Source organism: Salmonella sp. SSDFZ54, assembly GCF_004010735.1.
Classification (GTDB): domain Bacteria; phylum Pseudomonadota; class Gammaproteobacteria; order Enterobacterales; family Enterobacteriaceae; genus Salmonella; species Salmonella enterica.
In genome coordinates, this window is sequence record NZ_CP034819.1 from 714,491 (window position 1) to 732,695 (window position 18,205).

Consider the following 18,205-nt stretch of genomic DNA (forward strand, 5'->3'; position numbering starts at 1 on the left):
GAATCCCAGGAGCGTACATCAGTACGTGACCGGGGTGAGCGAGGAAAGCCAACGCACATGCAGCGTGAAGTATGACGGGTAAATACATAAGTCAGGGTAATCACGCCTATGAAACCTCGTCAGCGTCAGGCCGCGATTCTGGAGCACCTGCAAAAACAGGGAAAATGCTCGGTTGAAGAACTGGCCCAGTACTTTGACACGACAGGCACCACTATCCGTAAAGATCTGGTCATTCTGGAAAATGCCGGAACCGTCATCCGCACCTATGGCGGCGTGGTGTTGAATAAAGAAGAGTCCGATCCGCCTATTGATCACAAAACGCTTATCAACACCCACAAAAAAGCGCTGATAGCCGCAGCCGCTGTGAAATATATCCATGATGGCGATTCCATTATTCTGGACGCCGGAAGTACCGTGTTACAGATGGTGCCGTTGCTTTCGCGTTTTAGCAACATCACGGTGATGACCAACAGCCTCCATATTGTTAACGCGCTATCGGAACTGGACAACGAACAAACTATCCTGATGCCCGGCGGCACCTTCCGTAAAAAATCGGCGTCGTTTCACGGTCAACTGGCGGAAAACGCCTTTGAGCAATTCAGCTTTGATAAACTTTTCATGGGAACTGACGGTATTGACCTGAATGTCGGTGTGACCACGTTCAATGAGGTTTACACCGTCAGTAACGCAATGTGCAATGCAGCACGCGAGGTGATTCTGATGGCGGACTCCTCAAAATTTGGTCGTAAAAGCCCCAATGTGGTGTGCAGTCTGGAAACCGTCGACAAACTGATCACGGACGCGGGGATCGATCCGGCATTTCGTCAGGCGCTGGAAGCAAAAGGGATTGAAGTAATCATAACCGGAGAAAGCAATGAGTGATGCACTACTAAACGCGGGCCGTCAGACCTTAATGCTGGAGCTACAGGAAGCCAGCCGTCTGCCGGAGCGTCTGGGCGATGATTTTGTCCGCGCCGCCAATATCATTATTCACTGTGAAGGCAAAGTGATCGTTTCCGGTATTGGTAAATCAGGTCATATTGGTAAAAAAATCGCCGCGACGCTTGCCAGTACCGGTACTCCCGCTTTTTTTGTTCATCCGGCGGAAGCACTGCATGGCGATCTGGGGATGATTGAAAGCCGCGACGTGATGTTATTTATCTCCTATTCCGGCGGCGCAAAAGAACTCGACCTCATCATCCCGCGTCTGGAAGATAAATCCGTCGCGCTGCTGGCGATGACCGGTAAACCTCACTCTCCGCTGGGGCGAGCGGCAAAAGCCGTTCTGGATATTTCCGTCGAGCGTGAAGCCTGCCCGATGCATCTGGCACCAACGTCCAGTACCGTCAATACGCTGATGATGGGCGATGCGCTGGCGATGGCGGTCATGCAGGCGCGCGGTTTTAACGAAGAAGATTTCGCCCGTTCACATCCGGCTGGCGCACTGGGCGCGCGTTTGCTCAATAATGTGCATCACCTGATGCGCCAGGGCGATGCAATATCGCAGGTGATGCTTGCCACCAGCGTGATGGATGCCATGCTGGAACTTAGCCGTACCGGGCTGGGGCTGGTGGCGGTTTGCGATGAGCAACATGTTGTGAAAGGCGTCTTTACCGACGGCGACCTGCGTCGCTGGCTGGTGGGCGGCGGCGCGCTCACCACGCCGGTAAGCGAAGCCATGACGCCCAACGGTATTACGCTCCAGGCGCAAAGCCGCGCCATTGACGCCAAAGAGCTCCTGATGAAACGCAAAATTACCGCCGCGCCAGTGGTCGATGAAAACGGCAAACTCACCGGCGCCATTAACCTGCAGGATTTCTACCAGGCGGGGATTATCTAATCCTTCAGTCCCAGACGTTTCGCCAGCCGATGCAGGTTGGCGACGTCGGTTTCCAGCGCCCGCGCGCTGGCCGCCCAGTTATGATTATTTTGCGCCAGCGCCTGGCGAATCATCTCTCGCTGGAAGTTCTCCGTCGATTCGCGCAAATTGCGGCAAGTCGGCAGCGCCAGAAAGCTTTCCGCAGGCGGCGCGGGTAAAACGTCCTCTGACAAGGCAAAATGCTGCGCCTCCAGTATCACCTCATCCCCTGCCCGGGTCGCTCTCGCCAGTACAACCGCACGGTGAATGGCATGTTCCAGCTCCCGGACGTTGCCCGGCCAGCCATAGTTGAGCAAATGGCGGCGCGCGTCGGGACTCAGCACCACGCGGGACAGCCCCAGCCGCAGTCGGCACTGCTCGCAAAAATAGCCCGCCAGCAGCACCACATCATCGCCGCGCTCGCGCAGCGGCGGCACAAAGAGCGGGAAAACGCTCAGGCGATGGAACAGATCGGCGCGAAAACGCCCTGCCAGCACCTCTTCACGCAGGTCACGGTTGGTCGCCGCCAACACCCGCACGTCCACGCGCAGGCTACGATCGTCGCCGACGCGCTGAATATCGCCATACTGCAACACGCGAAGTAGCTTGGCCTGTAGCGCCAGCGACAGTTCGCCAATCTCATCCAGAAACAGCGTACCGTTATCCGCCATTTCGAACTTACCGCTACGATTACTGATAGCCCCGGTAAAAGCCCCTTTTACATGACCAAACAACTCGCTCTCCGCCACGCTTTCCGGCAGCGCGGCGCAGTTGAGATAGACCAGCGGATTAACCGCTCTGGGGGAGCCCTGGTGAATAGCTTTCGCCACCAGCTCTTTACCGGTCCCCGTTTCACCGCCGATCAGCACGTTAAGATCGGAGCCCGCCACAATCTCGATCTCTTTTTTCAACTGCGTCATCGCCGGCGACAGGCCGATCATGTGCGTCTCTTTTATCGGTTCAAACACGCCTGACGACCCCGGCAGCATGTTCTGGCTTTCCAGTTGTTCAATTAACAGCGCATTACTCAATGCCCCGGCGGCCAGCGCGGCGACAAGCCGTAGTTCTTCATCGCTAAATACCTCGAACTGCTCCGGCGTCATAGCATCAAGGGTCAGCGCACCGATGAGGTTCTGTCCGGCAAACAGCGGCAGACCAACACAGGCGTGGACTTTCAGGCTTTCCTGTCCGGGAATTAACCCGTCATACGGATCGGGCAAATCGCTATCAGCCGGAAAACGCACCACGTCCCCCGCGCGGGCGATGGCTTCCAGGCGCGGATGCCCTTCCAGGGTAAAACGTCTGCCGAGGACGTCCTGCGCCAGGCCATCAATCGCCAGTGGAATAAATTGTCGTGATTCATAGCGCAGCAGCGCCGAGGCGTCGCACGCCAGCACCTGACGCAGCGTAGTAATCAACCGCTGAAAACGATCCTGATGCCCAATGCCGCGTTGTAACTCAATGGCGATGCCCGCCAATACCTCCACGGAAAAACTCATGGTTACCTCATTGCCATTTTGACAATCTATAGTGTCATATTGACAGCATCATTTATAGTCTTTTTGACTATATCAAAAATACAAACTTATTATAACTTAATATAAATCAATCAGATGCAAAGTTGGCACACTACCTGCAATAAGCAAAACAACTTTTTGTAAACGTTGAATGAATTGAGGTGGTTATGTCTATTCTGGTTAAAAATAATATTCATTGGGTTGGCCAACGCGACTGGGAAGTACGTGATTTTCACGGTACTGAATACAAAACGCTGCGCGGCAGCAGCTATAACAGCTATCTCATTCGTGAAGAAAAGAATGTGCTGATCGATACTGTCGATCATAAGTTTAGCCGTGAGTTTGTGCAAAACCTGCGCAGTGAAATCGACCTCGCGGATATCGACTACATCATCATTAACCATGCCGAGGAAGACCATGCGGGCGCGCTGACCGAACTGATGGCGCAGATCCCGGACACGCCTATCTACTGTACCGCCAACGCCATTGACTCTATCAACGGCCATCACCATCATCCGGAATGGAATTTTAAGGTGGTGAAAACCGGCGATACGCTGGATATCGGCAACGGCAAGCAGTTGATCTTCGTGGAAACGCCGATGCTGCACTGGCCGGACAGCATGATGACCTATATGACCGGCGACGCGGTGTTATTCAGCAACGACGCCTTTGGTCAGCACTACTGCGACGAGCGCCTGTTCAATGATGAAGTGGACCAAACTGAACTGTTTGAACAATGCCAGCGCTACTACGCCAATATCCTGACGCCGTTCAGCCGTCTGGTAACGCCAAAAATTACCGAAATCCTCGGCTTCAACCTGCCGGTGGATATGATTGCCACCTCACACGGCGTGGTATGGCGCGACAACCCAACGCAAATCGTGGAACTGTATCTGAAATGGGCGGCAGATTATCAGGAAGATCGTATCACTATTTTCTACGATACCATGTCGAACAATACTCGCATGATGGCGGATGCCATCGCACAGGGTATCAATGAAGTGGACCCCAACGTGGCGGTCAAAATCTTTAACGTCGCCCGCAGCGATAAAAATGAAATATTGACCAACGTCTTCCGTTCGAAAGGCGTGCTGGTCGGCACTTCTACCATGAACAACGTGATGATGCCGAAAATCGCTGGCCTGGTGGAAGAGATGACCGGCCTGCGCTTTCGCAACAAACGCGCCAGCGCCTTCGGTTCTCATGGCTGGAGCGGCGGCGCTGTGGATCGACTGTCCACGCGCTTACAGGATGCCGGTTTTGAAATGTCCCTGAGTCTGAAAGCGAAATGGCGTCCGGATCTGGATGCGCTGGAGTTGTGCCGTCAGCACGGTCGCGACATCGCGCGTCAGTGGGCGCTTGCTCCGCTGCCGGAAACCACACAGAAAACCGCGCCAGCCGAAGAAATCACAACCTGCGCCGCCGCAGACCTCGGTCCTAAAATGCAATGCAGCGTATGCCAGTGGATTTACGACCCTGCGCAGGGGGAGCCGTTGCAGGATGTCGCGCCGGGTACGCCGTGGAGCGACGTGCCGGATAACTTCCTGTGCCCGGAATGTTCATTAGGTAAAGACGTGTTCGACGTACTGGCGACGGAGGCAAAATGAGTCGGGGGATCATCATTATTGGGTCGGGCTTCGCCGCCCGCCAGCTCGTCAAAAATATCCGTAAACAAGATGCGCATGTGCCGTTAACCCTGATTGCGGCGGACAGCATGGATGAGTACAACAAGCCCGATCTCAGCCACGTTATCAGCCAGTCGCAGCGCGCCGATGATCTCACCCGCCAGTTAGCGGGGGAATTTGCTGAACAGTTTAATCTGCGACTGTTCCCGCATACCAGGGTTGCTGACATTGATGCCGATGCCCATGTGGTGAAAAGTCAGGATAAGCAGTGGCAATACGACAAGCTGGTACTGGCGACCGGGGCGACAGCCTTTGTGCCGCCGATTGCAGGACGTGAGTTAATGCTTACTTTGAATAGCCAGCAGGAGTACCGCGCCTGTGAGACACAACTGCGCGACGCGCAGCGAGTGCTGATTGTCGGCGGCGGTCTCATTGGCAGTGAATTAGCGATGGATTTCTGCCGCGCCGGGAAAACGGTAACGCTGATGGATAACGCCGCCAGCCTTCTCGCCTCACTGATGCCACCGGAAGTGAGCAGTCGCTTACAGCATCACCTGACCGATATGGGGGTGCATCTGCTGCTGAAATCGCAGTTGCAAAAACTGGAGAAAACCGAAGCCGGTATCCGCGCTACGCTGGTAAGCCCGCATAGTATTGAGGTCGATGCGGTGATTGCCGCCACCGGCTTACGCCCGGAAACCACTCTGGCGCGCCGCGCCGGAGTAGCCGTCAACCGCGGCGTCTGCGTGGATAGCTATCTACAGACCAGTCACCCGGATATTTATGCGATCGGCGATTGCGCGGAGATCAACGGTCAGGTACTGCCCTTCCTGCAACCGATCCAGTTAAGCGCGATGTACCTGGCGAAAAATCTGCTCGGTGGCAGCGCGCCGCTGAAGCTACCGGCGATGCTGGTCAAAGTCAAAACGCCGGAACTGCCGCTGCATCTGGCGGGAGAAACTCAGCGCCGTGATTTAAGCTGGCATATTACCGCAGAATCTGACGGTATGATTGCCAAAGGCATGAGCGGAGAAGGCCAACTACGCGCCTTTGTGGTGAGTGAAGACCGCATGAAAGAGGCCTTTGCACTGCTAAAAACGTTGTCGGTATAAGCCTGTGATGCCGGATGGTGCCGCTTCGCGTCTTATCCGGCCTACGAGTGAGCATCTGTTTACAGGCCGGATAAGGCGCAGCCGCCATCCGGCGCCCTACACTTCACTTAACGCTCGCGCTGCGGCAATCACGCCCTGTCCAAACGACAGCCCGCCGTCGCCCGCTGGTAACCGCTGCGGAAATAACAATTTAAAATCAGAAAGATAAAAGGCAAGACGCGCGCGAAGTAAGCGGTTGTGTATCACCCCGCCGCTGAAGACCAGAGTGGTTATCCCCCGCGCCGTAGCCTGCTGGCGCATTAGCGTGGCAAACCCGCACGCCAGCGCATCATGAAAAGCCCAGGCGCGTTGCGCGGGCGTGGCCTGCCAGTTCAACCATTGTCGCCAGAAAACAGCGACGTCCAGTTGAGCGCCGTTAAGCGGCATCGTTACCGGATGCTCAACGTTAGCGCATTGAGAGGCCAGCGCCTCCAGCGCGCAGGCGGCCTCGCCCTCATAGCTAAGCGATGCTGGCGCGCAGCGAAGCGCGGCGGCCACCGCGTCAAACAACCGCCCGCAGGAAGAGGCCAACGGGGCATTGACGCCGCGCTCAATGGCGCGCGCCAGGACATTCCAGTTTTGCTGTTGCAGCCCCGCTGTCTCCGGATAATCCTGCCAGTCCGGCACAAAGCGCAGGCACTGCGCCAACAGATTACGCCACGGCTGTTTGGCAGCCAGATCGCCTCCCGGCAGCGCCACGGCGGGTAAACCGCCTAAATGTTCGCACTCGCGATAATTGACCCGCAGACATTCTCCGCCCCATAGCGCGCCATTCTCACCCATGCCGATACCGTCTACCGTCAGGGCAATCACCTCTCCGCCGTCCAGCGGCCAACCATGCTCGGCCAGGCAAGCCGCCGCATGGGCATGATGGTGTAACACCGTCTCTGTCGGCAGACGCATCTCACTGGCCCACTGACTGGAAACATAGCCCGGATGCGCATCACAGACGATACGCTCTGGCGTAAAATCGTAGATTGACTGGATCAAACGCAATGCCTCGCGCCACTGCGCCTGGATACCGTCATCGCTGAGATCGCCTAAATGTTGGCTGACAACCGCCTGTTCGCCGCGTACCAGACAGAACGTGTTTTTCAGATCCGCGCCCAGACAAAGTATCGGCGGCACATCGCGAAATCCGGGCGGCAACGCAATCGCGTCCGGCACGTATCCCCGCGAACGACGCAGCATTTCGCCGCTGTCGCGCACGACAGAGTCGTCCATGCGCTGTACAATGTCGCGATTGTGCAACAGAAAACCATCGGCAATATCGTGTAAATCGTCCAGCGCCTGTTCGTTGGTGATGGCGGGCGGTTTGCCGCTCAGGTTGCCGGATGTCATCACCAGCGGGTAATTGAGCTCCTGCAACAAGAGGTGTTGCAATGGGTTGGCTGGCAGCATCACACCCACCTCCGTAAGTCCTGGCGCGATGCCCTCACTCAGCGAAGGTACATACTGCTTATCCACCAGTACAATCGGGGCCGCTGGCGTGGTCAGCAGCGAACGCGCCGCGGTCGGCAGCGTTTGCGCCGTGGGCAACATCACCGCCAATGGTTTCGCCGGGCGATGTTTACGCGCCCGCAGCATCGCCACTGCGTTAGCGTTGCGCGCATCGCAGGCCAGATGAAAACCCCCCAGCCCTTTAACGGCAATAATGCCTCCGGCGTTCAGTTGGGCGACCGCCGCCTGCAAAGCCGCCTCTTTTTCCGCTCGTTCATGTTGGCTCCGCCACTCAAGATGCGGCCCGCATGACGGACAGGCAACGGGCTGGGCATGAAAACGGCGATCGTACGGATCGCGGTATTCGCTGTCGCATTCCGGACACAAGGGAAACGCCGCCATCACCGTAAATGGCCGGTCATAGGGCATAGCGCGAATAATGGTGAAGCGTGGTCCGCAGTGGGTGCAATTGATGAAAGGATAACGGTAGCGCCGCTCGCCTGGGGTATTCATCTCGGCAAGACATGCCGGGCAGGTCGCCGCATCCGGCACGATTTGCGTGTTCATCGAACCGCCTGCGCTCTGACGAATGGTGAAATCCGTCGGTGCGCGCTCCCATACCAACGACGCGTGTTCAACGCTGTCAATGCGCGCCAGCGGCGGGCAATCCTGATAGAGCGCGGCAATAAATTGCGACGGCTCTTCCAGCAGCCGAACGACGACGCCGTCGCCGTCATTACACACGTCGCCGTGTAATCGCAACTGCTGCGCCAGTTGCCAGACAAAAGGACGAAAACCGACGCCCTGTACTTTGCCCCGAATGCGTAGCTGTACGCCGGAAGGTGTGTCTATCGCCATCTTATTTTCCCGCCATCATCGAACCCGGATGCCTGATGGCGCGACGCTTATCAGGCCTACAACCGCACGGACCGTAGACCGGATAAGGCATTGATGCCGCCATCCGGCAATGCTTTGTGGCGTATTCTACGCGCAATCGCAGAAATCAGAAAAGCAGCGATGCCGTTGAATCCAGCGCCGCACGACGGCGTTTTTCCGCGCTCAGCTGTTCAAGCTTATTGCGGTCCACGCAGATGAGGGCGTGCGTTGGGCAAGCGGCCATACAGGCCGGACCGGCTTCACGGTGGTGACACAGATCGCACTTGTTGGCTTCGGCTTTTTCGGCACGCACGTTCAGCCCCGCGCCGCTATTGCGAACCACCGGACGTACCACCACTTCCATGGCGCCGTAAGGACATGCCACTACGCAAGTTTTACAGCCAATGCAGCGTTCCTGCATCACATGAACAAAGCCTTTGTCACGGCTGATGGCGCCATTCGGGCAAACGTTGGCGCACGGCGCGTCTTCACACTGGCGACACAGCGTTGCCGTGGAAACATTCACGCCTTTGATGACATGGATACGAGGTAAAAAGGTTTCAGGGGTCAGCGATGCGCAATCCTGATTTTCCTGATGGGATACGACGCAAGCCACTTCACAGGTACGGCAACCAATGCACTTACTCGCGTCTGCAATGATGAAACGGTTCATCAAATTCTCCAGCAATAACAGATGATGTGCCGATATATACACGAATCGTGCCAATTTTTATTTCGTTGTTATTTAAGAATATTATTTCTATTTTCGTGAGCATTTACGTGTCATCGTCACAAGTGTCGATGACACGTAATGTCGCCAGTGGTGGTCAAAATTTGCAGTGATAGCCAGCCAACTCTGCACCGAAACTGGCATCAATCCTGATTAACGCCTGGCAATACGTTACCGCGTATTAAACAGCGCTGCGTAAGGGAAAGATCGTCCGTTTGCGGATTCCTTCCGGCAATAGGTTTGATAATTAATTTACGGCCAGGATAGTGATTAAAACGGGTCAGCGCCGGATAACTCAACCGGCCAAACCAGCCGTGTACGCGCTGCCAGCGGGCGTCCTTCACCTGATATAAATTGGTTATCCAGTAGCCTGAGTCAAACTGCATATCCAACAGTTGCGTGCGCCCATTGCCCTGTAAATCAAGCAAATCATCGACGCCAGTATCGGTCGCGGTATAAAACCCCCACGGTTCAAAGACGCAGGGGCGGCCATTCTTGAGAAAGGTGAAAATGATGTATTGCGCGCTCGGCGCCAGGCCCAACCCAGGATTACCCAACCAGATAACCAGATCCTGAATGCCGTTACGATCGAGGTCAGCGCGATAAAATTGCGCATTACCCGCCAAATTAATCAGCATTCCCACCGGGACAACCCACGAATTACCGGCTCTGTCTTTTCCGCTAATCCGCCATTCGTTATCTTTTTTCGGCTCCGGCAGTAGCGTCACGCCACTGACTCCGACCTGGCGAAAATACCAGGTCTGGTCGGGCGATACAGAATAAGGCAGGGTCAACAGCGGCTTCAGCGCACGCTTTTGCGCATATTCACCGTCGCTCATCGGCAGGTAACCGACAAAACCGGTGGCCAGTGCGCGCGCGGCGATGCAGAAAAATAGCAGTCCGCACCATACGATAATCTTCACGTTCTTCTTACCGCCTATGCCGGGTAACACAAATCCGTCCAATGGGTACGCATCTTACGCCTCCGGCGCTTCCAGCGCGGCAAATCCACCGTTTCCCTGCCAGCCGTCCAGGCGCTGATAGACGATATTTACCGCGTCCTTAATCGGTTGAGTCATCGGATAATAAAACCCGATGATATCCGGCTGGATACCAACAAAAATCACCTCGCCGACATCCTCTTTGAGCTGATCGATAAGGTAGTTCAGCGGCATATTGTGGGTGGTCATCATAAACATTTCGGCGATATCATCCGGATCGATAATGCGGATCTCGCCCGGATTAAGCCCCATGTCGGTGGCGTCGACAATCAACAGACGCTGCGGGCGCAGTTCGCGAATCGCCACAATGTCGTTTTCCGGCGCGCTGCCGCCATCGATGACAACCCAGTTGCCCTTCGGCTGCGCCGCGCACATTTCCGCCAGTAACGGGCCTGCGCCGTCGTCGCCCATCATGCTGTTGCCGACACAGAGTAAAACGTCAGTCACGAAGCCTCCTCACCATCAGGTAGATGGCGCTTTCCTGATGAATGTCATGCAGCATACTGAGCATCAGTTTGCTCCATTCTTGCTGCTGCGGGGTCTGCGCGGCGCGCGCCTCATCAAACGCGCGCGCCAGCATTTGCACATGGTTGAAATCGATGACGATCTCGCCATACTTCGGCACGCCTTCCATTTTACGCCGGGCATCGCTACCGGCTTCCAGGGTGGCGATCCACGCCAGATACTCATCCCATGGGCAGGTGAGTGCGGCCTCCAGACAATCGATAACCCCCAGGTGGTGACCAATCGCCAGGCTGTAATAGACAACCTGCTGCGCCTCGGCAGGCGTCGCATCGTTCTCATCAATAAACTTACGGCTCAGTTGACTGAACACCACCTGTTCGCTCATCGGATACGCGCCTCTTCAACAACATGATTGAGATGGGTGACAATTTCGGTTAAACGCGGATCGTTTTCCGCTTCCAGCCAACGCGCCACTTGCTGCTCGCCCTGCCCCAACTGTGTCAGGTAATCATCGGCGATCTGACGACCATAGCGATAACCCGCCAGCCGGCGCGCCGCGCGATCCACCTTCACGCGCAGCGGCTGCACCATATCCGGATGCAGGATCTCTGCGGGCTGCTCGTCCAGCTCACCCGGCGCGCGGGCGTGGATTTTCTGCTCCAGCAGGCCAAGCGCCATCGCAAAGCCATACAGCGTCGCCGCAGGCGTTGGCGGGCAGCCTGGAATATACACATCCACCGGGACGATTTTGTCGGTACCGCCCCACACGCAGTAGAGATCGTGGAAGATGCCGCCGCTGTTGCCGCAGGCGCCGTAAGAGATACAGATTTTCGGGTCCGGCGCCGACTGCCAGGCGCGCAGCGCCGGAGAGCGCATGGCGCGGGTCACCGCGCCGGTAAACAGCAGAATATCGGCATGACGCGGCGACGGTACCACTTTGATGCCGAAACGCTCGGCATCAAACAGCGGCGAAAGCGTCGCAAAGATTTCGATTTCACAGCCGTTACAGCCGCCGCAGTCCACGCGGTAAACGTATGCCGAACGCTTAATATTTTTCAGTAGAGACGCCTTCATGCTGGCGATGGATTCATCCACCGTCATCGGTACCGGAATGCCGTTGGCGTCACGCGGGCCTAATAAATTGCTCATTAGCTGACCTCTTTCATATGGCGAGTCAGTTCAATACGGTCGGACGGCACCAGGCATTTCTGACGCTTACAGTCCGGGCAGGTCTCAAAGCTTTCGCGGTGGTTTTCCGCGCGGCTGTCGCCGTTGTGCGCAAGCAGCGCAATGGCATAGTCGATCTCTTTCTGTACGGCGAAAGGACGATTACACACGCGACAGTTGCACAGCGCGAAGCGGGACTGTTGCAGGAAGTCTTCTTTCTTCCACACTGCCAGTTCGTATTCTTGCGACAGTTTGATCGCCGCCGTCGGGCAAACTTCTTCGCAGCGACCGCAGAAGATGCAGCGGCCAAGATTGAACTGCCACGCCAGCTCATTGGTCGCAAGTAAGGTTTCCACCGTCAGCGCGTTCGACGGGCAGGCATTAACGCAGGCGGCGCAGCCGATGCACTGCTGCGGATTATGTTCCGGCTTGCCGCGGAAGTTTTTATCAACCGCAATCGGCTCCAGCGGATAAGACGAGGTCGCCGTGCCGGTTTTGATAACTTTTTTGATAAAGGTAAACATGGCGATTCCTTATTTCAGCGGCGAGTTTTTACGCTCAATGCTGTAGCGCTCAAGTTCTTTGTACGGCACGACTTTGCTCTTCTTCTTACGCACATCGACCACGGTCATCCGGTCGGTACAGGAGTAGCAAGGATCGAGGCTACCGATGATCAGCGGCGCATCAGAAACGGTGTTGCCGCGCAGCATATAGCGCAGCGTTGGCCAGTTGGCGTAGGTCGCCGCACGGCAGCGCCAGCGGTACAACTTCTGGTTGTCGCCAGTCATGCTCCAGTGGATATCATCGCCACGCGGCGCTTCAGCGAAGCCGAGCGCAAAACGGTGCGGAATATAGGTAAAGCCTTCCACCATCAGCGGGCCGCCCGGCAGATTATCCAGACCGAAATCGATCATATTCAGCGAGGTGTAAACTTCGTTGATACGGACTTTCAGACGAGAAATCACATCGCAGCCCTGCTCGCTATGTACTTCCATCGGCAGCAGACCGTAACCGACAAACGGGTGGTCGGCGCGGGTGTCGCGGGCGTGACCGCTGGCGCGCACCATCGGGCCGACATTACTGAAGTCGCGGGCAATTTCCGGGTCCAGACGACCGATACCCACGGTACGCTGTTCCATATTCGGTGTGCTCAGCAGCATGTCCACCAGCTCCTGCACGTCACGACGCATCTGCTGCGCCAGTTGACGGGTCTGGATCATGTCCTCTTTGAGCAGATCGCGGCGAATCCCGCCGATCAGGTTCAGTCCGTAAGTTTTGCGCGCCCCGGTCAGTATCTCCGCCATTTTCATGGAGGTTTCACGCACGCGGAAGAACTGCATAAAGCCGGAGTCAAAGCCGGTGAAGTGACAGGCCAGGCCAAGGTTGAGCAGATGCGAGTGCAGGCGTTCCACTTCCAGCAGAATAGCGCGGATCATCTGCGCACGTTCCGGCACCTGAATGCCCATCGCGTTTTCCACGGAAGTGGTGTAGGCAGTGCTGTGCGCGAAGCCGCAGATACCACACACGCGATCCGACAGGAAGGTGACTTCGTTATAACCCATGCGGGTTTCCGCCAGTTTTTCCATACCACGGTGGACGTAGAACAGGCGGTAGTCGGCGTCGATAATGTTTTCGCCATCGACGAACAGACGGAAGTGGCCCGGTTCATCGGAGGTGACATGCAGCGGGCCAATCGGCACCACGTTATTTTTCTTGTCACCCAGCTCGTTAATGAACTCGTAGGTTTCCGCATCGGTGGTCGGCGCCGGGCGCTGACGATAATCCATGCTGTCTTTACGCAGCGGATAGAGTTCATCCGGCCAGTCGTCCGGCAGCACCAGACGGCGCTCGTCCGGCAGACCGACCGGGATTAAACCGTACATGTCGCGTACTTCGCGCTCACCCCACACGGCAGCCGGCACGCGCGGCGTAACGGATGGGAATTCCAGCTTATTGGCATCTACTTCAACGCGAACGGTAATCCAGCACTTCGTGCCCTGCTCCATCGACAGCACGTAATAAACGGCATAGTGGCCGCACAACTGGCGTTCGTCATTACCGAACAGCACCGACAGCCACCCACCCTGCTGGTAGTAAAGAAACTCCACCACTTCCGGCAGATAGTTCACTTTTACCGTAATAGTCAGCTGATCTTTGGTCTGCCAGGCTTCGTCCAGCACGACGCCCGGAAACGCCTGGTGCAGCGCCGCAAGGTATTGTTGACCTAATTTTTCTTCAGACATGCTCAAACTCTCTTAAATCACGCCGCCAGCAAGGAGACGAAGGCTAAAAACGCAAACCCAAAACCGGCCCAGGTCACGCGTGAAGTGGCGCAAAAACGCAGTCGCGCCATGCTGTTTTCAAACAGGGCGATCACCAGTACGCCGACAATCAGCTTGACGACGGCAATCACCAGCGCCAGCAACAGTCCGCCTGCGCTGAAGGTTTCCATCTGTCCCCACGGCAGAAACACGCCGACGAACATTTGCAGCACCACCAGTTGCTTAAGGCTGATGCCCCATTTCAGCACCGCAAAGCCGCTACCGCTGTATTCGGTCAACGGCCCTTCCTGCAACTCCTGCTCCGCTTCCGCCAGGTCGAACGGCAGCTTGCCCATTTCGATAAAGGTGGCGAAGGCGCAGGCGCACAGCGCCAGAATCAGCGGAATACTGCGCGCGACAGGCCAGTGATAAATGGTATCGGCGATATTGCTGATATGAGTTGAACCCGCCACCTGCGCGGCGACCCACAGACCCAGCAGCAGAATCGGCTCCACCAGCACGCCGAGCATCGCTTCACGGCTGGCGCCGATCGCGGTGAACGGGCTGCCGGTATCCAGGCCTGCAATAGAGAAGAAGAAGCGCGCGATGGCGAACAGGTAAATCAGGGTGATTAAATCACCCAGTTGCGGCAACGGAGATCCAACGGTGACGACCGGCAGCGCGGTGGCGATAGTCAGCATCACGCCGACCATCACAAACGGCGTCAGGCGAAAAACCCAGCCGGAATCAGCGGGCGCAATACTCTGACGACCGAGCAGTTTGATAATGTCGCGGTACTCCTGCAACACGCCCGGCCCTCGGCGATTGTGTAGACGGGCGCGCGCCACGCGAGTAATACCGGACAGCAATGGCGCAACGGCAAATAGCACCAGCGCCTGAATTAACGGATAAAACACACTCATTTTCAGGCTCCTCGTGAAACCACAATCACCACCAGCACCGCCAGCTCAATCAGCGCCAGACGACGGAACAGCCCCGCGGCCGCCGCGTTCTGCCAGCCCGGAATCAACGATACCGGGTTGAGCCACTTACGCAGTTTGAGTACCGGGGCAAAGGCCTCTTTCACCGGCATGGCGAAACCGTGCGCGGTAATCACCATCGACTGCTCATGGTCGTAGCCGCACACCCAGGCCGCGCCGCGAGAACGCGACGGCAGACGGTTGCCTTTGAACATCGCCATAATGATGAACGGCAGTAGCGGACAGGCGACCAACAGCAGCGTGATCATCGGCTGCGATACGGTGGTGTGCGCGGTTTCCAGCGGCAACGGTACCGCAGTGGAAATCATCGGCAGCAGCCACGGCGCGGCAACCCCGCCCAGTACGCAGCAAATCGCCAATGCCACCACGCTGACGCCCATCAGGATCGGCGCGCAGCTGGCATTTTCAGCTTCCTTCGTGCGCGGCGCGCCAAGGAACGTCACGCCATACACTTTCGCCATACACATCACCGCCAGCGCGCCGGTAATCGCCAGGCCAACCGCCAGCAGCGGTCCTAACAGACGACCAACAAATGCGCCGCTGTTGCCCAGTTTGAAGAAGGACTGGTAAATCACCCACTCGCCGGCAAAGCCGTTCAGCGGCGGCAGCGCGGCCATCGCCATCAGACCGACCAGCATGGCGATAGAAATAACCGGCATCCGTTTACCAATACCGCCCAGTTTTTCGATATCGCGATGACCGGTACGGAACCAGATGCTGCCCGCGCCCAGAAACAGCACGCTTTTGAACAGGCTATGGTTCAGCAGGTGATAGAGCCCGCCGGTCAGACCCAGCGCGATCAGTACCGGCTGATTGAGAGCAATCCCGGTAACGCCTGCGCCCAGACCGAGCAAAATGATGCCGATATTTTCCAGCGTGTGATAGGCCAGCAGGCGCTGAATGTTATGCTCCATCAGCGCGTACAGACCGCCGACAAAGGCGGTGATCATCCCAAGCACCAACAGCGCCACGCCCCACCACAGCGGCGCATTGCCGCCAAGCAGAGATAGCGTGAGAATGCCCAGCAGCCCGATTTTCATCACTACGGTCGAGAACAGCGCGGCGGCGGGAGCGCTGGCGTTGGCGTGCGCCTGCGGCACCCAACCGTGTAGCGGGATAATCCCGGCCAGCAGACCAAAGCCGATAACGCCGAGCAGCCAGATATCGGAGCCCAGCGGCAGTTGCTGAGCGCGTTGATCCAGCAGCCCCAGATCCAGCGTGCCGTAGCGCTGCCACACCAGCCAGCAGGCGATTGCTAGCAGCAGCGTACCGAGACGGCCCAGCGCAAACCACAGTTTGCCCTCTTTGCTACCGCCGGTGAGGAACACGGCGCAGAGCGCCATGATTTCCGCCATCACCACCATCGTCCCCAGATTACTGGCGACCACGGCGCAGACGGCTGCCGCCATCAGCAGGTTGATCAACAGTCCGTTGGCTTTTACCTGTGGATGGCGATGCCAGTCGATATTGAACAGGCTGACGAACAGGCCGCACAGCCCCAGCGTAATCAGCCAGATAGCATTCAGCGGCGTAATTTGCAGCATGTGACCGGTAAACGGCATCACGCCGCTCACCGTAACGGCGCTGGTCAGCGCGGTGACCCCCGCGCCTGCCGTACACAGGCTGCCGACCGCGCCGCCGATACCGGCAATCCAGCCGCTCAGCGCTTTATGAAACGAAAACAGAAACGCCAGAACGGCGGCGGCGGCAAACCACGCGACGCCGCTAGTAATCAGTGAAAGTGAACTCATTATGCATCCCCACTCTGAGCCTGCTGAAACAAGGTGAGATCGCCAAAATCGGTATTAAACGTCAGCTCACGTTTACGTTTGCTGGCGCGGGCGATATCCGTGTTCTCCACCAGGTGTAGCGCTTTAGTCGGGCACATCCGCACACAGGCCGGGCCTTGCTCGTCAAAGCTGCACAGGTCGCATTTCACCGCGATAGCGCGTACGCCCGGCACCCAGTCGAGCAACGTACTGACGCGCGCAGGCGCTGGCGGCGCGGGCGGCGCTTTCGGCGTATTGGCGTTCGCTGGAATATGCAGCGGACGGCTGCCGGAAAACTCAATAGCGCCAAACGGACAGGCAATACCACACAGTTTGCAGCTCACGCACAGGCTTTCATTAAGCTGGACAGCGCCGTCAACGCGATTAATCGCGTTAACCGGGCATACCGTGGCGCATGGCGCATCTTCACAGTGGTGACAAAGCTGCGGCGCAGATTCTTTTTCATTCAGCATCACTTTCAGGCGCGGCATTGACTGCAGGCCATGCTGGCGATGCGTCTCTGAACAGGCGGCCTCACAGGTGTGGCAGCCGATACAGAGAGTGGAGTCAGCAATTACAAAACGATTCACCAGGCATTCCTCAGGTGATTGTCATTTTTGACGAAAACATGCCGTTGAAATGTCATTTTCGACACTTATCGACACGCCCATTCCCAAAACATTCATGACGTGGCGCAACGCCACATCGCGAATCAAAGCGGGCAACGCCTCAGGCTTATACCGCCGGGCTGTTTCCCTTTACCAATTGACGCAAATTAACCGGCGAGTTGTTTTCTACAGCGGTATAGAGGCTGTCGTAAACGCTGGCGATTTTTTCCAGATAGTGCTCCAGCACCTGCTCGCGATCGCGGTTGTTAACCCGTTCGTCAACCTTGCCGTCGATATCGAGCTGCGCCTGTGCAATCAATTGCTTATCTTCGCCATCTTTGGTTTCAACGTAGTACTCAATGGTGTGGCTGTTAAAACCATCCGCCAACGCGACGTAAATACGAAAGTGCTCAAACAGGACAAAGCAAAGATCCCTTTCCGGCGCGCAGCTCATTGCGTGATGCAGGCGCGCTTTCGAGAGGGTGATCCCCTGAACCAGCGAGTTGCAGTAAATATGCCACTGGTCCTGTAGGCGACGATGCCGTTGCGCGATGTAATCGGCCTTTTCGCTTATTTCCCAAATAGTCATGTCAGGTTACCCGTTTAACAGAGATGCCTGCGTTAAGCATTTTCCATGCCAATTTTTAACTTATTGTTTTTAATAGCAGACGAGCGCAGTTACTGCCGTTTCGACGCGGTGACGACATGTCATTTCGTCATCGTCGACATTAACCTG

At 56.7% G+C, this 18,205-nt stretch carries 17 protein-coding genes; 4 read left to right on the plus strand and 13 right to left on the minus strand.

Annotated features, from left to right (window positions below; genetic code table 11):
• Nucleotides 1–108: 108 nt before the first annotated feature.
• Both srlR and gutQ read left to right on the plus strand, forming a co-directional pair.
• On the plus strand, nucleotides 109–882 hold the full coding sequence (gene srlR, locus EOS97_RS03375) for a glucitol operon DNA-binding transcriptional repressor SrlR (protein ID WP_000804536.1): 774 nt from the start codon (nucleotides 109–111) through the stop codon (nucleotides 880–882).
• Nucleotides 875–1,840, plus strand: coding sequence for an arabinose-5-phosphate isomerase GutQ (gene gutQ, locus EOS97_RS03380; RefSeq protein WP_127836119.1), 966 nt, complete (start codon nucleotides 875–877; stop codon nucleotides 1,838–1,840). Before srlR ends, gutQ begins: the two co-directional genes overlap by 8 nt.
• Here gutQ and norR read toward each other — a convergent pair.
• Nucleotides 1,837–3,357 (minus strand): nitric oxide reductase transcriptional regulator NorR, encoded by a 1,521-nt coding sequence (norR, locus tag EOS97_RS03385; protein WP_000010808.1) that lies wholly within the window; start codon nucleotides 3,355–3,357, stop codon nucleotides 1,837–1,839. The two genes, gutQ and norR, sit on opposite strands and share 4 nt — an antisense overlap.
• 185 nt (nucleotides 3,358–3,542) lie before the next feature.
• Between norR and norV the strand changes: the two genes are divergently transcribed.
• Nucleotides 3,543–4,982, plus strand: coding sequence for an anaerobic nitric oxide reductase flavorubredoxin (gene norV / locus EOS97_RS03390; protein WP_000026008.1), 1,440 nt, complete (start codon nucleotides 3,543–3,545; stop codon nucleotides 4,980–4,982).
• The gene (gene norW, locus EOS97_RS03395) at nucleotides 4,979–6,112 is read left to right on the plus strand and encodes an NADH:flavorubredoxin reductase NorW (protein ID WP_023165884.1); all 1,134 of its coding nucleotides are present in this window, start codon (nucleotides 4,979–4,981) and stop codon (nucleotides 6,110–6,112) included. The genes norV and norW overlap by 4 nt, the downstream gene beginning before the upstream one ends.
• Nucleotides 6,113–6,208: 96 nt before the next feature.
• Here norW and hypF read toward each other — a convergent pair whose 3' ends face one another.
• From hypF to hycA, 12 genes are all read right to left on the minus strand, one after another.
• Nucleotides 6,209–8,449, minus strand: coding sequence for a carbamoyltransferase HypF (gene hypF / locus EOS97_RS03400; RefSeq protein WP_000963439.1), 2,241 nt, complete (start codon nucleotides 8,447–8,449; stop codon nucleotides 6,209–6,211).
• A gap of 145 nt (nucleotides 8,450–8,594) precedes the next feature.
• Nucleotides 8,595–9,140 (minus strand): electron transport protein HydN, encoded by a 546-nt coding sequence (gene hydN, locus EOS97_RS03405; RefSeq protein ID WP_001078791.1) that lies wholly within the window; start codon nucleotides 9,138–9,140, stop codon nucleotides 8,595–8,597.
• Between the two features lie 200 nt (nucleotides 9,141–9,340).
• Nucleotides 9,341–10,150, minus strand: coding sequence for a hypothetical protein (locus EOS97_RS03410; protein WP_023165883.1), 810 nt, complete (start codon nucleotides 10,148–10,150; stop codon nucleotides 9,341–9,343).
• A gap of 24 nt (nucleotides 10,151–10,174) precedes the next feature.
• Nucleotides 10,175–10,645 carry a hydrogenase maturation peptidase HycI gene (gene hycI / locus EOS97_RS03415; RefSeq protein WP_000132982.1) on the minus strand — a complete coding sequence of 157 codons (471 nt, stop codon included), beginning with the start codon at nucleotides 10,643–10,645 and terminating at the stop codon, nucleotides 10,175–10,177.
• Nucleotides 10,638–11,048, minus strand: a complete 411-nt coding sequence (locus EOS97_RS03420) for a formate hydrogenlyase maturation HycH family protein (RefSeq protein ID WP_000003725.1) — start codon at nucleotides 11,046–11,048, stop codon at nucleotides 10,638–10,640. Before EOS97_RS03420 ends, hycI begins: the two co-directional genes overlap by 8 nt.
• On the minus strand, nucleotides 11,045–11,812 hold the full coding sequence (gene hycG, locus EOS97_RS03425; RefSeq protein ID WP_000067422.1) for a formate hydrogenlyase subunit HycG: 768 nt from the start codon (nucleotides 11,810–11,812) through the stop codon (nucleotides 11,045–11,047). Before hycG ends, EOS97_RS03420 begins: the two co-directional genes overlap by 4 nt.
• Nucleotides 11,812–12,354, minus strand: coding sequence for a formate hydrogenlyase subunit HycF (gene hycF, locus EOS97_RS03430; protein WP_000493773.1), 543 nt, complete (start codon nucleotides 12,352–12,354; stop codon nucleotides 11,812–11,814). Before hycF ends, hycG begins: the two co-directional genes overlap by 1 nt.
• 9 nt (nucleotides 12,355–12,363) lie before the next feature.
• A complete protein-coding gene (gene hycE, locus EOS97_RS03435) occupies nucleotides 12,364–14,073 on the minus strand; it encodes a formate hydrogenlyase subunit HycE (protein ID WP_001288155.1) in 1,710 nt (569 codons plus the stop codon).
• A gap of 17 nt (nucleotides 14,074–14,090) precedes the next feature.
• Complete coding sequence (locus tag EOS97_RS03440; protein WP_000110563.1) at nucleotides 14,091–15,014, minus strand: respiratory chain complex I subunit 1 family protein; 924 nt, start codon at nucleotides 15,012–15,014, stop codon at nucleotides 14,091–14,093.
• Between the two features lie 2 nt (nucleotides 15,015–15,016).
• Complete coding sequence (gene hycC / locus EOS97_RS03445) at nucleotides 15,017–16,843, minus strand: formate hydrogenlyase subunit 3 (RefSeq protein WP_000097054.1); 1,827 nt, start codon at nucleotides 16,841–16,843, stop codon at nucleotides 15,017–15,019.
• Nucleotides 16,843–17,451 carry a formate hydrogenlyase subunit HycB gene (hycB, locus tag EOS97_RS03450; RefSeq protein ID WP_001079164.1) on the minus strand — a complete coding sequence of 203 codons (609 nt, stop codon included), beginning with the start codon at nucleotides 17,449–17,451 and terminating at the stop codon, nucleotides 16,843–16,845. The genes hycC and hycB overlap by 1 nt, the downstream gene beginning before the upstream one ends.
• A gap of 145 nt (nucleotides 17,452–17,596) precedes the next feature.
• Nucleotides 17,597–18,058, minus strand: coding sequence for a formate hydrogenlyase regulator HycA (gene hycA / locus EOS97_RS03455; protein ID WP_000158073.1), 462 nt, complete (start codon nucleotides 18,056–18,058; stop codon nucleotides 17,597–17,599).
• Nucleotides 18,059–18,205: the final 147 nt, after the last annotated feature.

Bases quoted from the DNA above. Each gene is read 5' to 3' on its own strand.
- srlR (WP_000804536.1), top strand. From the start codon at position 109: ATGAAACCTCGTCAGCGTCAGGCCGCGATTCTGGAGCACCTGCAAAAA.
- gutQ (WP_127836119.1), top strand. From the start codon at position 875: ATGAGTGATGCACTACTAAACGCGGGCCGTCAGACCTTAATGCTGGAG.
- norR (WP_000010808.1), bottom strand. From the start codon at position 3,357: ATGAGTTTTTCCGTGGAGGTATTGGCGGGCATCGCCATTGAGTTACAA.
- norV (WP_000026008.1), top strand. From the start codon at position 3,543: ATGTCTATTCTGGTTAAAAATAATATTCATTGGGTTGGCCAACGCGAC.
- norW (WP_023165884.1), top strand. From the start codon at position 4,979: ATGAGTCGGGGGATCATCATTATTGGGTCGGGCTTCGCCGCCCGCCAG.
- hypF (WP_000963439.1), bottom strand. From the start codon at position 8,449: ATGGCGATAGACACACCTTCCGGCGTACAGCTACGCATTCGGGGCAAA.
- hydN (WP_001078791.1), bottom strand. From the start codon at position 9,140: ATGAACCGTTTCATCATTGCAGACGCGAGTAAGTGCATTGGTTGCCGT.
- EOS97_RS03420 (WP_000003725.1), bottom strand. From the start codon at position 11,048: ATGAGCGAACAGGTGGTGTTCAGTCAACTGAGCCGTAAGTTTATTGAT.
- hycG (WP_000067422.1), bottom strand. From the start codon at position 11,812: ATGAGCAATTTATTAGGCCCGCGTGACGCCAACGGCATTCCGGTACCG.
- hycF (WP_000493773.1), bottom strand. From the start codon at position 12,354: ATGTTTACCTTTATCAAAAAAGTTATCAAAACCGGCACGGCGACCTCG.
- hycE (WP_001288155.1), bottom strand. From the start codon at position 14,073: ATGTCTGAAGAAAAATTAGGTCAACAATACCTTGCGGCGCTGCACCAG.
- EOS97_RS03440 (WP_000110563.1), bottom strand. From the start codon at position 15,014: ATGAGTGTGTTTTATCCGTTAATTCAGGCGCTGGTGCTATTTGCCGTT.
- hycC (WP_000097054.1), bottom strand. From the start codon at position 16,843: ATGAGTTCACTTTCACTGATTACTAGCGGCGTCGCGTGGTTTGCCGCC.
- hycA (WP_000158073.1), bottom strand. From the start codon at position 18,058: ATGACTATTTGGGAAATAAGCGAAAAGGCCGATTACATCGCGCAACGG.